Annotated in this window: 14 protein-coding genes; 7 read left to right on the top strand and 7 right to left on the bottom strand. The window is 64.9% G+C overall.

All coding sequences use genetic code 11. The features are described 5' to 3' along the window. Positions 1–182: 182 nt before the first annotated feature. Positions 183–1,808 (bottom strand): putative bifunctional diguanylate cyclase/phosphodiesterase, encoded by a 1,626-nt coding sequence (locus ASE69_RS11125; protein ID WP_156362299.1) that lies wholly within the window; start codon positions 1,806–1,808, stop codon positions 183–185. Positions 1,809–2,197: 389 nt separating this feature from the next. Here ASE69_RS11125 and ffh point away from each other — a divergent pair, with 389 nt between their 5' ends. From ffh to rimM, 4 genes are all read left to right on the top strand, one after another. Continuing rightward, entirely contained in the window at positions 2,198–3,745 is a 1,548-nt protein-coding gene (gene ffh / locus ASE69_RS11120) for a signal recognition particle protein (protein ID WP_056486333.1), read from the top strand. Positions 3,746–3,812: 67 nt separating this feature from the next. Beyond that, entirely contained in the window at positions 3,813–4,259 is a 447-nt protein-coding gene (gene rpsP, locus ASE69_RS11115; RefSeq protein ID WP_056486332.1) for a 30S ribosomal protein S16, read from the top strand. A gap of 199 nt (positions 4,260–4,458) precedes the next feature. Further along, a complete protein-coding gene (locus ASE69_RS22070; protein ID WP_156362298.1) occupies positions 4,459–4,602 on the top strand; it encodes a hypothetical protein in 144 nt (47 codons plus the stop codon). Next, a complete protein-coding gene (gene rimM / locus ASE69_RS11110) occupies positions 4,580–5,080 on the top strand; it encodes a ribosome maturation factor RimM (RefSeq protein ID WP_056486329.1) in 501 nt (166 codons plus the stop codon). Before ASE69_RS22070 ends, rimM begins: the two co-directional genes overlap by 23 nt. A gap of 79 nt (positions 5,081–5,159) precedes the next feature. Here the strand turns inward: rimM and ASE69_RS11105 are convergent, their stop codons facing one another. Then, on the bottom strand, positions 5,160–6,065 hold the full coding sequence (locus ASE69_RS11105; protein WP_056487018.1) for an NAD(P)/FAD-dependent oxidoreductase: 906 nt from the start codon (positions 6,063–6,065) through the stop codon (positions 5,160–5,162). Positions 6,066–6,180: 115 nt separating this feature from the next. On the opposite strand from ASE69_RS11105, the gene trmD reads away from it, so the two are divergent. Both trmD and rplS read left to right on the top strand, forming a co-directional pair. Next, positions 6,181–6,912: a tRNA (guanosine(37)-N1)-methyltransferase TrmD gene (gene trmD / locus ASE69_RS11100; RefSeq protein WP_056487015.1), complete on the top strand. Its 732-nt coding sequence runs from the start codon at positions 6,181–6,183 to the stop codon at positions 6,910–6,912. Further along, positions 6,909–7,301 carry a 50S ribosomal protein L19 gene (gene rplS / locus ASE69_RS11095; RefSeq protein ID WP_031395442.1) on the top strand — a complete coding sequence of 131 codons (393 nt, stop codon included), beginning with the start codon at positions 6,909–6,911 and terminating at the stop codon, positions 7,299–7,301. The genes trmD and rplS overlap by 4 nt, the downstream gene beginning before the upstream one ends. Positions 7,302–8,266: 965 nt before the next feature. On the opposite strand, the gene ASE69_RS11090 is transcribed toward rplS, so the two are convergent. Next, the gene (locus tag ASE69_RS11090; RefSeq protein WP_056486325.1) at positions 8,267–8,806 is read right to left on the bottom strand and encodes a pseudouridine synthase; all 540 of its coding nucleotides are present in this window, start codon (positions 8,804–8,806) and stop codon (positions 8,267–8,269) included. Positions 8,807–9,046: 240 nt separating this feature from the next. Between ASE69_RS11090 and ASE69_RS11085 the strand changes: the two genes are divergently transcribed. Continuing rightward, positions 9,047–10,513, top strand: a complete 1,467-nt coding sequence (locus ASE69_RS11085) for a PQQ-dependent sugar dehydrogenase (RefSeq protein WP_082453068.1) — start codon at positions 9,047–9,049, stop codon at positions 10,511–10,513. A gap of 172 nt (positions 10,514–10,685) precedes the next feature. On the opposite strand, the gene rpoD is transcribed toward ASE69_RS11085, so the two are convergent. From rpoD to ASE69_RS11065, 4 genes are all read right to left on the bottom strand, one after another. After that, positions 10,686–12,713 (bottom strand): RNA polymerase sigma factor RpoD, encoded by a 2,028-nt coding sequence (gene rpoD, locus ASE69_RS11080; RefSeq protein ID WP_056051057.1) that lies wholly within the window; start codon positions 12,711–12,713, stop codon positions 10,686–10,688. Further along, entirely contained in the window at positions 12,713–14,575 is a 1,863-nt protein-coding gene (gene dnaG, locus ASE69_RS11075) for a DNA primase (protein WP_056486319.1), read from the bottom strand. Before dnaG ends, rpoD begins: the two co-directional genes overlap by 1 nt. Then, positions 14,566–15,051: an endonuclease domain-containing protein gene (locus tag ASE69_RS11070; RefSeq protein ID WP_082453067.1), complete on the bottom strand. Its 486-nt coding sequence runs from the start codon at positions 15,049–15,051 to the stop codon at positions 14,566–14,568. Before ASE69_RS11070 ends, dnaG begins: the two co-directional genes overlap by 10 nt. A gap of 62 nt (positions 15,052–15,113) precedes the next feature. Beyond that, positions 15,114–15,581 carry a GatB/YqeY domain-containing protein gene (locus ASE69_RS11065; protein WP_056486316.1) on the bottom strand — a complete coding sequence of 156 codons (468 nt, stop codon included), beginning with the start codon at positions 15,579–15,581 and terminating at the stop codon, positions 15,114–15,116. Between the last annotated feature and the right edge of the window lie 17 nt (positions 15,582–15,598).

The raw sequence follows: 15,598 nt of genomic DNA, 5'->3' as shown, positions 1-15,598 counted from the left end.
GGGCTCCCGCTTTCGCGGGAGAACATAGTTTTAAGAGTGGTCCCGATCACATTACTCCACCCCGGCGAAGGCCGGGGCCCAATTGGGAGACTATGATAGTGGAGGACGGCGGGCCGTTACCGCGACCTCTCCAACTGGGCCCCGGCCTCCGCCGGGGTGGCGTTTTATGAGTGGAGTAGACCTCAGCCCGCCAAACGTGGCGCAATGCCGCGCGGCGGTGGCACGTCGCGGTCGGGCCGTTGCGCCAGCAAGCGCTTCTCGGCCAGCAACCGCCGGACCTGCGCCGCACCGAGAGGTCGCCCGTACAAATACCCCTGGCCCTTCGCACAGCCCATGCCGCGCAGGCGCTCTTCGATCGCGGCATCCTCGATCCCTTCCGCGGTCGTCGGCAGGTTGAGGCTGTCCCCCAGCCGCACGATCGTGTTCACGATCGCCATGCTCTCCGGATTATCCAGACTCGACGAGACGAAGCTCTTGTCGATCTTGATCCGGTCGAACGGCAGCGCGCGAAGATGCGCCAGGCTCGAATACCCGGTACCGAAATCGTCGAGCGCGAGGCGGATACCCTGATTCTTCAGGCTGCCGACGATCGACTGCGCGAGTGGCAGGTTGTCGAACAGCGCGCTCTCGGTCATCTCGATCTCGAGCCGGCTCGCGGGAAAGCCCGTTTCGACCAGCGTCTTGATGATCTTCTGCGCGAGCCACGCGTCGCGCAACTGCAGTGGCGAGACGTTGACCGACAAGGTGAGCCCGGCGTCCCAGTCGCGCGCGGCGGCGAACGCCTGGCGCATGATCGACAGCGACAGGTCGCCGATCAGCCCGCTTTCCTCCGCGATCGGAATGAACACGTCGGGCGCGATCATGCCGCGCGTCGGATGTTCCCAGCGTGCCAGCACCTCGAAACCGGTGATGAGGCCGGTGGTCAGGTCGACCTGTTGCTCGAAATACGGAACGACCTCCTGCGCCGGGATCGCGCTACGGAGACCTGCTTCGAGCTCGCCACGCAGTTGCAGCGATCGCTCCATCGAGGTGTCGAACCACGCATGGCGACTGCGCCCGGCAGTCTTGGCCGCGTGGAGCGCGATGTCGGCGTTGCGCAGCAGGGCGTCGACCGACGCGCAGTCGCGATCGGACCGGGCGATGCCGATCGAGACGCTGGTATGGATATCGACGCCGTTGGTGCGGAACGGCAAGGCGAGGCCTGCGACCATGCGCTCGGCGATCCGGTCGGCGACGTTTTCGTGCGCGGAGTCGAAGACGAATGCGCAGGCGAATTCATCTGCGCCCAGCCGAGCGAGCAGGCTGGTACCGGGCGCGATCGCTGCGATCGTTTCCGCGACATGAGCGAGCAACAGGTCGCCTACCGCATAGCCGTGCAGATCGTTGACGCTCTTGAAGTGATCGATGTCGATCGTCAGCATGGCCATAGCCTTGCCGCGGCGGCGGGTACTGGCGAACAGTGCCGCGCCGTCTTCAGACAAGCTGCGGCGATTGAGGAAGCCGGTGAGCGGATCGCGCTGCGCAAGCGCGTGGGCGTGGCGGCCGGCGTCGGACAGGGTGCTCAGCTCTTCCGATAGGGCCCGGTACCGGAACCAGCCGAACAGGATCAGCGCCGCATTCAACAACAGCGCCGCGACCAGACCGTGATCGATCACCGCATCGCTGCCGTGCCAATGTGCCAGTGTCTTGACGACGGCGGTGCCCGCGGTGCCGACGAACAGAAGCAGTGCGGCGCCTGTTACGGCGCCGGTCATGAATTCCCGACTGATGTTGCGGAGCGAAAATGTCGCCGCCGACTTTACGGTCATGGGGTTGGCCTGTTCGGTCTCTTGCTTGGGTGGCGGTGTGGCATGCGACACGTGTAAGATATGTTAAGAAGCCGTATAGGCGGGACGGGGCGAGCCACGGGCGCGATTGGTTGCGCGAGATGAGCGTGAATTGAACCGAGGTACGAATGTCTTCCCGCGAAGGCGGGGACCCAGTCTGGGCTCCCGCCTTCGCGGGAGAACAAGGAGAGGTGTCGATCAACGTCCCTCCGCTCGGGAACCCATCTTGCATCCCGAACCGCATTCCAGTAGGTGGCAGCCCACGTTCCGTTCCGGGGCGCATATGACGAGCATCCAAGGATGCACGCTGGCCGGCGAGGTTTCGCCCGCCGGCGCTTTTGCGTTTGGTGACGGTGATTGGGAGTATTTCGATGTTCGAAAGCCTGAGCGATCGACTTGGCGGCGTCTTCGACCGCCTTCGCGGCCGGGGTGCGCTGACCGAAGCGGACGTGCGCGCGGCGATGCGCGAGGTGCGCGTCGCGTTGCTCGAAGCCGACGTCGCGCTGCCCGTCGCGCGTGAGTTTGTCGAGAAGGCGACCGAGAAGGCGATCGGCCAGAACGTCCTGCGCTCGGTCACGCCGGGCCAGCAGGTCGTCAAGATCGTCAGCGATGCGCTGGTCGAGATGCTCGGCTCGGATGCCGTCGAGCTCGAGCTGGGCGTCACCCCGCCGGCCGTCATCATGATGGTCGGCCTCCAGGGCTCGGGCAAGACGACCACGACCGCCAAGATCGCCAAGCGGCTGGCGGCGGGGCAGGCCAATTTCGGCCAGGCCGGTCGCGAGCGCAAGAAGGTGCTGATGGCGTCGCTCGACGTCAATCGCCCGAACGCGCAGGAACAGCTGGCGACGCTCGGCACGCAGATCGACGTCGCGACGCTGCCGATCGTGCAGGGCCAGCAGCCGGTCGATATCGCCCGCCGCGCGATGCAGGCGGCCAAGCTCCAGGGCTATGACGTCCTGATGCTCGACACCGCGGGTCGACTCCATGTCGACCAGGCGTTGATGGATGAGATGAAGGCGGTTGCCGATGTCGCCAACCCCGCCGAGATCCTGCTCGTCGTCGACTCGCTGACCGGCCAGGACGCGGTCAACGTCGCGCAGAACTTCTCGGACCAGGTGCCGCTGACGGGTATCGTGCTGACCCGCATGGACGGCGATGCCCGCGGCGGCGCGGCGCTGTCGATGCGCGCGGTCACCGGCAAGCCGATCAAGTTCGCAGGGACCGGCGAGAAGCTTGACGCGCTAGAGGCGTTCCATCCGGAGCGCGTCGCCGGGCGCATCCTCGGCATGGGCGACGTCGTCAGCCTGGTCGAGCGCGCCGCGGAGTCGATCCAGGCCGAAGACGCTGAGCGCATGGCCGCGAAGATGGCCAAGGGGCAGTTCGACATGAACGACCTGCGTGCTCAGCTCGCGCAGATGCAGCGGATGGGCGGGCTCGGCGCGTTGGCGGGTATGATCCCCGGCATGAAGAAGGCGCAGGGTGCGGTCGCGTCGGTCGGTGGCGAAAAGGTGCTGGTGCACATGGACGCGATGATCGGTTCGATGACGATCAAGGAGCGCAATAAGCCCGAACTGATCAACGCCAAGCGCAAGATCCGCATCGCCAAGGGCTCCGGGACGACCGTCCAGGAGGTCAACAAGCTGCTCAAGATGCACCTCGAAATGTCGACCGCCATGAAGAAGATCAAGAAGATGGGCGGCATGAAGGGCATGATGGCGATGCTCGGCAAGGGCGGCATGGGCGGTGGTCTTGGCGGCATCGGCAACGCGATCGGCGGGCCGCAGATGGGCGACATGCTCAACAAGGCTGGTGCCGGCGGCCTGCCGGGCGGTTCGTCGGGCGGCGGTCTGCCGGGGCTTGGTGGCCCCAAGATACCGCAGATGCCTGCCGGTTTCGACGATTTTCTTAAGAAGAAATAACCTCCTTATCCAACCACGACACTTCGGCTCGCGCCGGAGAATTTATTAGAAAACGAAGGAAAATATCATGGCAATCAACATTCGCCTCGCGCGCGGTGGCTCCAAGAAGCGTCCTTACTACAAGATCGTCGTTGCCGATGCGCGTTCGCCGCGTGATGGCCGCTTCATCGAGAAGATCGGCAACTACAACCCGCTCCTCGCCAAGGACAACGAGCAGCGCGTGCAGCTCGACGCCGACCGCGCGAAGCATTGGCTGAGCGTTGGCGCGCAGCCGACCGACCGCGTCGCGCGCTTCCTCGACCAGGCTGGCGTGCTCGAGCGTTCGGCCCGCAACAACCCGAACAAGGGCAAGCCCGGCGAGAAGGCCACCGAGCGCGCCGAAGAGCGTGCGACCAAGGCGGCTGAAGCTGCCGAGGCTGAAGCTGCTGCGAAGGCAGCACCTGCTTCGGGCAGCAACGAAGAGACCGAGCAGGTCGCTGCTGCTGAAATCGAAGACGCTACGAGCGCTTCGTAAGATCCGGGGGCGGTCGGGATATCCCGGCCGCCCTTGTTCCGTCATTCCAGCGAACGCTGGGACCCAGAGCCAAGGGCGGCAACGTTCGTGACCCTGGGTCCTGGGTCGAGCCCAGGATGGTGACGAGGGTAGCGGACGCGTTCCGCACCCGAACCGGACTTCATGCGTTCTCTCGATCGGTAACCCCGAACAGGAGCGCATGATGGCCCCCGAAACCGACCCCCGCACAGCCCCCGCACCCGAGGACATCGAAGATGCCACCAACCAAGGCGTCTCCGCCGACGACCCCGCCGAAGGCTCCGACGACACCCCCGGCCGCGATGAAGGCTCCGCGCAAGGCTGACGTGACGCTCGCCGTCGTCATCGGTGCGCACGGCATCGGTGGCGAAGTGCGGCTAAAGGTCTTCGCCGAGAATTTCGGGAGCTACAAGAGCTTCAATAACGGCGCGCTGTCGCTGAAGTCCGCCCGCAACGGTAACAACGGGATGATTGCGCGCTTCGCCGAGGTCGCCGATCGCAACGCCGCCGAGGCGATGCGCGGAACCGAGCTGACGGTGCCGCGGTCTTCGCTGCCGCCGCTGGAAGACGGTGAGTATTATCACACCGATGTGATCGGGCTCGATGTCGTCTCGACCGATGGCGAGGCGATCGGACGGGTCGTTGCGATCGATAATTTCGGTGCGGGTGACGTTATCGAGATCGAACGCCTTCCAGTGGACGACAAGCCTGGCAAGCGCTTCATGATTCCGATGCGGCCCGAGGCAGTTCCCGAATGGGATGCCGACCGGCTCATCGTCGAGGCCTCTTTCGCCGCCGAGTAAGCTTTGTTCTCCCGCGAAGGCGGGAGCCCACTCTGGGTCCCCGCCTTCGCGGGGAAACACTCTTTTCTCGTCGCGCAGGCTACCGCCGAAGCGGGCGCTGCTCGGCGAGCATGTTACGGATCGTCGTCGCAGCGACGCCGGCTTCCCCCATCGCATGGCTGATCTGGTCGAGGCCCTTCACCACGTCGCCGGCCGCGAACAGGCCGGGGATCGAGGTGCGCTGGTGCGAGTCGACTTCCAGGCACCCGTCCTCGGATGCGCGTGCGCCTGCCGCGACGGCTAGTTCCGAACGGATTACCGATCCGAGGGCTGGATAGATGCTGTCGAACGACAATCGGCCCTCCACCGTTTCCAGCGAAAGCTTGTTTTCCTCGATCGCGTAGTTGCCGCAGGGGCCTCCGACGCGGACGATCCCGGCATCGTCGAGCGCCGCTTCGCATGCCGGATCGAGGTCGTGGCCACCCTCTGGGGCGATCAGCGTCACGTCCTTTGTGTAGCCGCGTAGGAACAGCGCCTCGCGCATGCCGTGGTCGCCGGTGCCGATGATGCCGACGCGCTTGTCGGTGACTTCGTAGCCGTCGCAGATGGGGCAGTAGCGGAGGAGGCCGGCTTCGAGCGCTTCGTCATGGATGGCGTCGGGCATGTTGGGGCGGTTGTTCACGACGCCGGTGGCGAGCAGTACGCTCCGGGCTCGTGCGCGACGATCGCCGAGCCGTACGGTGAAGCCGTCGTCCTCCACCTCGATCGCATCGACCCGCACGCCCTCGCGCACCGCACCGTAAGTCTCAGCCTGCGCCAGCATCCGGGCTAGCAGGTCCGTGCCGCGGATGCCTTCGGGATAGCCGGCATGGTTGTGCGTGCACGGGATCAGCGCGGCGCGGCTGCTGCCGCAATCGAACAGCCGGATCGAGAGGTGGAAGCGCGCGAGATAGATGGCTGCGGTCAGGCCCGCCGGGCCGGCGCCGATGATGATGCAATCGTCCATCCGCCGCGAGCGTTTCGGCAGCGTAATTGTTCCGTCGGGGCGATCCGTATAGGTGCTGAGCAGATTGCGCCGCACGATGGTGCAAACCCTGCCTTCGGATAGAGAATTGGACGCTGTGACTTTCGCTGCCACGATATTGACGCTGTATCCGGAGATGTTTCCGGGGCCGCTGGGGACCTCGCTTGCGGGCCGCGCGCTCGGCGAGGGGCGGTGGTCCTGTTCGCCGGTGCAGATCCGGGACTTTGCGACGGACAAGCACAAGTCGGTGGACGATACGCCGGCGGGGGGCGGGGCTGGGATGGTGCTCCGTGCCGACGTGGTGGCCTCGGCGATCGACAGCGTTGCGGATGGGCGGCCGGTGCTGGCCATGACGCCTCGGGGGAAGCCTCTCACCCAGGAGCGGGTTCGCCAGCTCTCGCAGGGTCCCGGCGTCACCATTCTCTGCGGCCGGTTCGAGGGGTTCGACGAACGCCTGTTCGAGGCGCGGGAGATCGAGGAGGTCTCGATCGGTGACTACATCCTGTCGGGCGGCGAGATGGGCGCGCTGGTGCTGCTCGATGCTTGCATTCGGCTGCTGCCCGGCGTAATGGGCGCGGCTTCTAGTGGGGATGACGAGAGCTTCGAAACGGGGCTGCTCGAATATCCACACTATACCCGACCTCAGATATGGGAAGGGCGCGCGATCCCGCAGGTGCTGCGATCGGGGGATCATGCGAAGATCGCTGCATGGCGCAAACGCCGCGCGGAGATCGATACACGGTCACGGCGACCGGACCTTTGGGAGCGCCATGAGGGCGTTCGGGTCCAGTCGCCCTCTGGCGCGCAGCGACACGAGGACGAGACATGAACCTGTTGCAGACGATCGAAGCCGAGAACATCGCGAAGTTCCTGGCCAACAAGACGATCCCCGATTTCCGCCCCGGCGACACGCTGAAGGTCGGCGTGAAGGTCGTCGAAGGCGAGCGCACGCGTATTCAGAACTACGAGGGCGTGTGCATCGCGCGCTCGAACAAGGGCATGGGCTCGAACTTCACCGTGCGGAAGATGAGCTTCGGCGAGGGCGTCGAGCGCGTCTTCCCGCTCTACTCGCCGAACGTCGATTCGATCGAAGTCGTCCGCAAGGGCGCCGTGCGTCGCGCCAAGCTGTATTACCTGCGTGGCCGCACCGGCAAGGCAGCGCGTATCGCCGAGCGTCGCGACATGCGCCCCGCAAAGGGGACCGCAGCCGCCGAGTAATCGGAGACTGTTCGAGTTGAAAAAGGGCGAGGGGGCGATGGTCCCCGCGCCCTTTTTCGTTGTGCGCCTGAAATCAGTATCTTGCGCCGATGTTGCAGTGCGGAAGTGCACGAAGTTCACAGTCTCACAGCGTTCTGCACATCGCCCGATATGGGGGCCGATAGGGGCGTTTTGGGCCGAGGTGATGTATGCGGGATGGGCGGGGTTGGGCATCCGCCGAGGGTGCGCTCCGAGGCGCGTGTAGGACAGCGCATTAGCACGTCGGCCAGCGGCGACGGTGGTGACTGCGATCTCTGCGTCCTTCGAGGCATCGGGGGTGGTTGTCGGGTTGGACAGGGGCGCGCGGTCCTGCGCAGGCCGACTGCCGCTTCCTTGTTCTTGCGCGCCCGCTTCCTTGTTCTCCCGCGAAGGCGGGAGCCCAGTCTGGGTCCCCGCCTCCCCGGGGAAACACGTCTTGCTGGCGGATTGGGATAGCCCCCTGCTTGGGCTGTACGGACCTTGCCACATGGGGCGCGCTCGCGTGGACATGCCCCACCCCGACCCTCCCCTGAAGGGGAGGGAGTTTTCGTCGTGCACCGCCATCGCCATCATCGCCTTCGTCGCCATCACGCAACTCCCGCGCGTCACGCAACGCGTCGTCATCCCCGCGCAGGCGGGGACCCATATCCTCGGGGGCCGGTGATCATGGTGCGAGGCCAGCCAGTATGGTTCCCGCCCGCGCGGGAATGACGAGGCTTGGGTGGGCGTGATGTAACCCCCACCGCCCGTCATCCTGACGAAAGTCAGGACCCAGGATCACGAACGCCGTGCTGCTTGGCTCTGGGTCCTGACTTTCGTCAGGATGACGGCGTGGGTGGGGAGGCGTTCCGCTTGTAATCACGAACGCTGCCGTCTGTAGGGCGTGCCCATGGGCGCCCGTGCTTCCGGTGGCCCGCAGGCGGCCGTGAGCGCGCCTCAAGTGCCCGTCAGGCGTCGCGCCACGTGCCGGGCTCCAGACCCGCCACGGTCCAGTCGCCGATGCTCCACCGGACCAGCCGCAGCGTGGGGTGGTCGATCGCGGCGGTCATGCGGCGGACTTGGCGGTTGCGGCCTTCGCGGATCGTTATCTTCAGCCAGCAATCGGGGATGCTCGCGCGAACGCGGATCGGCGGCACGCGCGGCCAGAGGTCGGGCGCGGCGATCCGCTCGACGTCGGCGCGGGCAGGGCCGTCCTTCAGCGTGACGCCGCCCCGCAACCGATCGAGCGCGTCCTCGCCGGCATCGCCCTCGACCTGCACGAGATAGGTCTTGGCCAGCTTGAACCGCGGGTCCGCGATCCGCGCCTGGAGGCGACCATCGTCGGTCAGCAGCAATAGCCCTTCGCTATCGCGGTCGAGCCGCCCCGCCGGATAGACGCCCGGCACATCGACGAACTGCGACAGCGTCGCGCGCGGGGTCGGACTGTTCACGTCGGTGAACTGGCTGAGGACGTCGTACGGTTTGTTGAACAGGATTAGGCGGGGCATGGCGGGGCTTTAAAGGTATGCCAACGCTGAGGTCGAGTACTTCTTGGCAGTTTTCCATCGTGGAGATGAGCCCACCCTTTTTGTATTGTGCTACCCGCGCCCGGAATGGCCGTAACAAGTCGGCAGATATTGCTGATCGTTGTCGAAAATCTGTGCAAGCGATCGTTTTGGTACTGTTCGTGGGCGCTGGCGTGGCGGCCTCGGCACTGGTACGTCTAGTTCTGCTATCCGGGGGGAACTATGATTAACCTGAGAGTACGCGCGAGCAAGCGCGCCATTTCGATCACTGCACTTACACTCGGGTTGAGCGGGTGCGGCGGTTCTGACGGCTCCGGTCCTCCGCCTGCCCCGGCAAACCGCGCCCCGGGCATCACATCGGCCACGTCGGTCAGCGTCGTGGAAAACAGCGCCGGGGTTACGTACCAGGCGACCGCGACTGACCCGGACGGTGATCCAGTTACGTTGTCGTTGTCCGGCACCGATGCAGCCCGCTTCACGATCAGCGGTACGGGGGAAGTTCGCTTCGTATCGTCTCCTAATTTCGAAAAGCCGACCGATGCCGATGCAGACAATGCCTATTCGGTTCAGGTCTCGGCGAGCGACGGTAAGGCGACTGCCAGCCAAGCGGTGACAATTACGGTAACAAACAGCAAGGAAGGGGTTACTGTACAGCGGGTGGCCAGCGGTTTCAGTCACCCCACGGCGATTGTGACGATCCCCGGTCAAAGCCAGTTGATGGTGGCCGAGCGGTCGGGTGCGATCTACATCTACGACCCTGCTACCCAACAGCGCACGCTTTACGCAAGCGTCGAGGGGCTCACGGCTGCCGAGGGGCAGGGAATCCTCAGTATCGCCGTGCAACCCAATTTCGCGGTCCGCCGCATCGTCTATGCTTTGGTGGCGCGCAATGGCGGCGTCGCGGTCCGGCAGATCTTCAACAACGGCGGCCCGACGAGTTGGCTTGAGTTCTCTATCGGTCAGCTTACACGCTTTGCGAACAATGTCGGCGGGTGGCTGGGCTTTGGTGCGACTGGGCTTCTCTATGTCGCGACCGGTGATGCAGGTGGAGTCAACGATCCAAGCGGCAGCGCGCAAAGTTCAGCCTCATTGTTCGGCAAGCTCTTGTCGTTCACAACGGCAAGCTTCGACGCCTATTCCGGTGCGTCGGTTCCGGAGCCAATTAGACCAACGGTGCTGGCACAGGGCCTGCAATATCCGATCGGCGGAACCTTCTATAGCAACGGTCTTCTGTTGCCTGATCGCGGACAGGCGCAACGGGAGGAGGTGAACTCCCTGCCGCTTACCCCAGGCAGCATTGATAATCTGGGATGGCCTTACCGGGAAGGGACCAGCATCGTCACGGCGGGCGAGCCCGCCGGATTGGTGTCACCGGTTTTGGAATACGCACATGGCAGTGGAATTTATGCAGGGCAGCAGATTGTCGGAGGTTTCGTCTTTCGGGGTGGTAATGCCTCGCTAGCCGGCGCCTATGTGTTTCTCGACGCAAGTGGCGCTATCTTCACGGTGCCACTTAGCAGCCTGAACAGAGGCAGCACCGCATCGACTAGCGTCTTCGAACGCCGCGATGCAGACTTCGCTCCGCCGAGTGGAGCGATCGCTCAACCGACCTCGGTCGTTCAGGATAGCACTGGCGCGATCTACATAGCGGCCGACAATGGCGATATTTTTAAAGCAACTGCGGACTGATGACCATGGTGACCGCGGGCGCGTGATCCAGATACAGGTCAAAATACGTTTTACAGCCGTTCCAACCGGTATCGGAATCGAGCCGGGTTTAAGGCGTCGAACGTAAGGATAATGAAAAAGGGCCGCGGTGTTTCCACCGCGGCCCTTTTATTCGCCTAGCAATCTCAAACCCTTACTGGTCGAGGAAGCTCCGCATTTTCCGGCTACGCGACGGATGCTTCAGCTTCCGCAGCGCCTTCGCCTCGATCTGGCGGATGCGCTCGCGCGTGACCGAGAACTGCTGGCCGACTTCCTCGAGCGTGTGGTCGGTGTTCATGCCGATGCCGAAGCGCATGCGCAGCACGCGTTCTTCGCGCGGGGTGAGCGACGCCAGCACCCGCGTCACCGTCTCCTTGAGGTTCGCCTGGATCGCGGCGTCCACGGGGATGATCGCGTTCTTGTCCTCGATGAAGTCGCCGAGATGCGAATCCTCCTCGTCGCCGATCGGCGTTTCGAGGCTGATCGGCTCCTTGGCGATCTTCATCACCTTGCGCACCTTCTCGAGCGGCATGGAGAGGCGCTCGGCCATCTCCTCCGGGGTGGGTTCGCGGCCCTGCTCGTGGAGGAACTGGCGGCTGGTGCGGACCAGCTTGTTGATCGTCTCGATCATATGGACAGGAATACGGATCGTCCGCGCCTGGTCCGCGATCGAGCGGGTGATCGCTTGGCGGATCCACCACGTCGCATAGGTGCTGAACTTGTAGCCGCGGCGATACTCGAACTTGTCGACCGCCTTCATCAGGCCGATATTGCCCTCCTGGATGAGATCCAGGAACTGCAGGCCGCGGTTCGTGTATTTCTTGGCGATCGAGATCACCAGCCGCAGGTTCGCCTCGACCATCTCCTTCTTGGCGATCCGCGCCTCGCGCTCGCCCTTCTGGACCATGTTGACGATCCGCCGGAACTCGGTGAGCGCCATGCCGGTCTGCTGCGTGATGTCGGCGATCTCGGCGCGGATGCGCTCGACCGCCTCGCCCTCGTTGGCGACGAACGCGGTCCACTTCTTGTCGACCTTGTTGACCGTCGTCAGCCAGTTCTCGTCGATCTCGTGACCGATATAGCGATCGAGGAAGTCCTTGCGCGGCACCTTGTGGCGCTCGGCGAGGCGCAGCATCTGGCCGCCCAGCGCGGTCAGGCGACGGTTATAGGCATAGAGCTGATCGACCAGATATTCGATCTTGGCGTTGTGGAACTGGACGCTCTCGACTTCCGCCGTGAGTTCCTCGCGCAGCTTCTGGTATTTGCGCTCGTCGGCCGCGGAGAAATCGCCGCCGATGCCCATCGCGTCGACGCGCGACTGCTGGATCTTGCTGAACTTCTTGTAGAGCGCGGTGATGCTGGCGAACCGCTCGAGCGCGATCGGCTTGAGCTGTTCCTCCATCTGCGCGAGGCTGAGGGTGTTGTCCTCCTCCTCGTCGTCCGATGCGCGCGGGGCGCGACGCTCGCCGTCCTCGTCCTCGTCGGCGGACGGCTCTTCGGGCTCGGCCTCTTCCTTGAACGAGGGGCCGGCGTTCTTCTCGCTGATCTCGCCGTCGTCGGCTTCGCCGTCCTCGGCCATCGCTTCGGGCGCTGGGTCCTTCGACAGCATCGCGTCGAGATCCATGATCTCGCGCAGCTGCATCGTGCCCTCGTTCAGCGCGGTCGACCAGTCGATGATCGCGTTGAAGGTGATCGGCGATTCGCAGAGACCGAGGATCATCGTGTCGCGACCCGCCTCGATGCGCTTGGCGATCGCGATCTCGCCCTCGCGGCTGAGCAGCTCGACCGCGCCCATCTCGCGCAGGTACATGCGGACCGGATCGTCGGTGCGATCGATCGTCTCTTTCTTCTTCTCGATCGCGGGGCCTGTGTCGGCATCCGCGTCGGCGGCCTCCGGCTCGTCCTCGTCGTCCTTGGCGGGCTCGGTCTCGCCGTCCTCGCCGGCTTCGTCGTTCTCGACGATGTTGATGCCCATCTCGCTCAGCGCGGCGCTGATGTCCTCGATCTGGTCGGACGACATCTCGCCCTGCGGCAGTGCTTCGTTGAGCTGCTCATAGGTGATGTAGCCGCGCTTCTTGGCGCGCGCGATGACCTTCTTGATCGACGCATCGTTCATGTCGATCAGCGGCGCATCGCCGGTTTCGTTCGTCTCGGCGGGTTCCGCCATGTTCGCCTTAGCCATCAATCGCCCTCGGTACCCAACGCTCGGGCGTCTTCGTTCGACTGTACAAGATTTGCAAGTCGGACTTCCAACGCCTGTTTCTCTCTTACCATAGCCACTTGTCGTTCGAACGCATCTTCGGTGAAGTGCGTCTGCATCGCCGCGGTCGCCTGCTTGAGTGCCGCGTCTACCTCAGGGCGGGCGACCATGATCGCGATCGCCTCGTCGAGGTCGGCACGGACGCGGGCTGGATCGGCCGTGGTCTGCGTGAACGAATAGGGCATCGTATCGGCTCTCAACAGGTCACTCGCGACTGAATTGAAACCGGACCTCGCCAATATGGTGAGCAAGCGCCCGCTATCAAGCTTCTGGTCCTCAAGTGCAACATCTACGACCGCTTCGAACAATCGCCCGAGCGCGCCGTCGATCATTTGGAGGGAGCCGAGCACCTCCATGTGGCGCGCGATCTCGACCGGGTGGCGGATCAGGCCGGCGAGGACCGCCTTGGCCAAGACGCGGTCGATGCCGGTGGCTAGGAAGGCCTTCGCGTCTTCGGTGACGGGCGCGGCGGGGGGCTTCCAGCCGCCCTTGGGACGCTCGCCGCGGGGCACGAAGGGCGCGCGCACCGGTTTGAAATGCTCGTAGAAGCGGTTCTTGAACTCGGCGTGATACTGCTGCTTCACCGACGGGTCGGCGATGCCCTCCGCGAGTTCGTGGAGGCGGCGCTTGAGGCCGGCGCGCTGTTCGGGGGTGTCGAGCGCCTCGGCGGCGACTTCGGATGCCCAGAGCCGGTCGACGAGCTGTTCGGGGGTTTTCAGCAACGCCTCGAACGCGCCGGGGCCGCCGGCGCGGACGAGGTCGTCGGGGTCCTGGCCTTGCGGGAGCGTGACGAAGGCGAGGCTGCGGCCGGGGGCCAGTAGCGGGAGTGCGCGGTGGGCGGCCCTGAGCGATGCCTTCTGGCCGGCGCCGTCGCCGTCGAAGCAGAGCAGGGGGACATCGACCATCCGCCACAGCCGTTCGAGCTGCGCTTCGGTCAATGCCGTGCCGAGCGGCGCGACCGCTTCGCCGAAGCCTGCCTGCGCGAGCGCGATGACGTCCATATATCCCTCGACCACCAGTACGCGGCCGGATTTGCGCGAGGCGGGGGCGGCCTTGTCGAGGTTGTAGAGCGTGCGGCCCTTGTCGAAGAGCGGCGTGTCGGGGGAGTTGAGGTATTTCGGTTCGCCGCCGTCGAGCACGCGCCCGCCGAACGCGATCGTCCGCCCGCGCGGGTCGCGGATCGGGATCATCAGGCGGCCGCGGAACCGGTCGTACGGATCCTTGCCCTCGACATTGATGAGCATGCCGGACTCGACCAGCATCGGGTCGCCATAGTCCTTCAGCGCGGTCTTGAGCTTGCCGCGGCTGTCGGGGGCGAACCCCATGCCGAACGCGCGCGCCGTCTCGGGCCTGATCCCGCGGCGGTCGAGGAGTGCACGCGCGTCGGTGCCGGGGAGGCCGTTGAGTTGTTCGACGAACCAGTCGGCGGCGTCGGACATGACCTCGTGCAGGCCCTTGGCGCGTTCGGCCTTCGCGGCGGACTGGCGGTCCATCGCGGGCATGTCCATCCCGGCGACCTGCGCGAGTTCCTTGACGGCGTCCATGAAGGGGAGGCCGCGCTGGTCCGTCATCCACTTGATCGCGTCGCCGTGCGCGGAGCAGCCGAAGCAGTGGTAGAAGCCCTTGTCGTCGTTGACGTAGAAGGAGGGGGTTTTCTCGTTGTGGAATGGGCAGCAGCCCTTGTGCTCGCGTCCGGCCTTGGTGAGCTTGGTGGTCTTGCCGACGAGCGCCGAGAGCGAGGTGCGGGCGCGGAGCTCGTCGAGGAATTGTGGGGTTAGGGCCATGGGGTGACTTTGGTGGGGGGGGTGTTTGCGGCTAAGCCCTCCCCCGACCCCTCCCGCAGGCGGGAGGGGAGCAGAAGGGGGGCAGGGCTATCACCGGACGCAACCGAGTCCCCCTTCCGCTTGCGGGAGGGGTTAGGGGAGGGGCGTTCCGCAAGCACGCGCCCGATCTCGGCCACCACGCCCTCTATCCGCTCCAACACGTCGTTGTTCCAGAACCGGATCACTCGGTAGCCTTGTTGTTCGGTGAAGCGCGTTCGCCGGGCGTCGTCGTCGGATTGCCAGTCGTGCTGCCCGCCATCGACCTCGACGACGAGCTTCGTAGCGCGGGAAACGAAATCGCAGATGAACGGGCCGATCGGTACCTGACGGTTGAACCTCACGCCCGAAATCCGGCGCGCGGCAAGGTGTTGCCACAACGCGCTTTCGGCACGCGTGGGGTGGGCGCGGAGGTCTCGGATGCGGGTGCGTTGTTCCAATGCTCCGTCTCCGTTGTTGCGCTGCCCTCCCCCGACCCCTCCCGCAGGCGGGAGGGGAGCAGTTAGCTCAGCGCTGCCTTTACCAGGCCGCTCGCCTTGCTCATGTCCAGCTCGCTGGCGTGGCGTGCCTTCAGTTCGGCCATCACGCGGCCCATGTCCTTCATGCCGGTCGCGCCGAGCTCTGCCTTGATCGCCTCGATCGCCGCCGATGTTTCCGCCTCGCTCATCTGCTGCGGCAGGAAGCGTTCGATCACCGCGACTTCCGCCGTCTCCGCATCGGCGAGTTCCTGGCGGCCACCCTTCGAGAACATCTCGATCGACTCGCGACGCTGCTTGACCATCTTCTGAAGGACTTCGACCACCAGCGCGTCGTCGCTCTCGGGGGCCTTGCCGTCTCTGGACTGAGGGGCACGCGCCTCGATGTCGCGGTTCTTGATCGCGGCCTGGATCAACGAGATAGCGTTGCGGCTCGTCTTGTCGCCGGCCTTCATGGCGGTCAGCTGCGCAGCCTTGATGTCGTCGCGAATCATGTACTGGTCTTTCAGGC

The sequence above is a fragment of the Sphingomonas sp. Leaf208 genome (assembly GCF_001421415.1).
In the GTDB taxonomy this organism is placed as follows: domain Bacteria; phylum Pseudomonadota; class Alphaproteobacteria; order Sphingomonadales; family Sphingomonadaceae; genus Sphingomonas.
This window is presented reverse-complemented; position numbering and strand designations above follow the sequence as displayed.

Coding starts and splice junctions, on each gene's coding strand:
- ASE69_RS11125 (WP_156362299.1), bottom strand. CDS start 1,808: ATGACCGTAAAGTCGGCGGCGACATTTTCGCTCCGCAACATCAGTCGG.
- ffh (WP_056486333.1), top strand. CDS start 2,198: ATGTTCGAAAGCCTGAGCGATCGACTTGGCGGCGTCTTCGACCGCCTT.
- rpsP (WP_056486332.1), top strand. CDS start 3,813: ATGGCAATCAACATTCGCCTCGCGCGCGGTGGCTCCAAGAAGCGTCCT.
- ASE69_RS22070 (WP_156362298.1), top strand. CDS start 4,459: ATGATGGCCCCCGAAACCGACCCCCGCACAGCCCCCGCACCCGAGGAC.
- rimM (WP_056486329.1), top strand. CDS start 4,580: ATGAAGGCTCCGCGCAAGGCTGACGTGACGCTCGCCGTCGTCATCGGT.
- ASE69_RS11105 (WP_056487018.1), bottom strand. CDS start 6,065: ATGGACGATTGCATCATCATCGGCGCCGGCCCGGCGGGCCTGACCGCA.
- rplS (WP_031395442.1), top strand. CDS start 6,909: ATGAACCTGTTGCAGACGATCGAAGCCGAGAACATCGCGAAGTTCCTG.
- ASE69_RS11090 (WP_056486325.1), bottom strand. CDS start 8,806: ATGCCCCGCCTAATCCTGTTCAACAAACCGTACGACGTCCTCAGCCAG.
- ASE69_RS11085 (WP_082453068.1), top strand. CDS start 9,047: ATGATTAACCTGAGAGTACGCGCGAGCAAGCGCGCCATTTCGATCACT.
- rpoD (WP_056051057.1), bottom strand. CDS start 12,713: ATGGCTAAGGCGAACATGGCGGAACCCGCCGAGACGAACGAAACCGGC.
- dnaG (WP_056486319.1), bottom strand. CDS start 14,575: ATGGCCCTAACCCCACAATTCCTCGACGAGCTCCGCGCCCGCACCTCG.
- ASE69_RS11065 (WP_056486316.1), bottom strand. CDS start 15,581: ATGATTCGCGACGACATCAAGGCTGCGCAGCTGACCGCCATGAAGGCC.